Source organism: Bradyrhizobium sp. Ses1, assembly GCF_059512365.1.
This window is the reverse complement of record NZ_JCAMOQ010000272.1, coordinates 1-240: the sequence shown is the minus strand read 5'-3', so window position 1 is coordinate 240 and position 240 is coordinate 1. Positions and strand designations below refer to the sequence as shown.

Genomic DNA, 240 nt, shown 5'->3' with positions numbered 1-240 from the left:
AACTACACGTTTGGTTGCAATGGGATTCTTCCGGACGAATTCACGAGTCCCCGCCAACATGCAGCAATAATATTGTGACCATGGGCGATCTTGCGCACTGTTAACGATGACATGACCGATATTCTGCGCACGCAGGCGCTGTGGTTCCGGAGGGAATCCAAGGAACGCGTCAATCTTACCCTCAGCAAACAACTCGATCGGCTTAACCGATGCACTCGTCACCCACTCGATATCCTTGGC

1 protein-coding gene is annotated in these 240 nt (G+C 52.1%); it reads right to left on the bottom strand.

What is annotated here, in order from left to right; genetic code table 11:
- Window positions 1–240: ABC transporter substrate-binding protein (locus tag AC5ZG5_RS46645; protein ID WP_496165625.1), on the bottom strand; the 240-nt coding region annotated here is incomplete at both ends.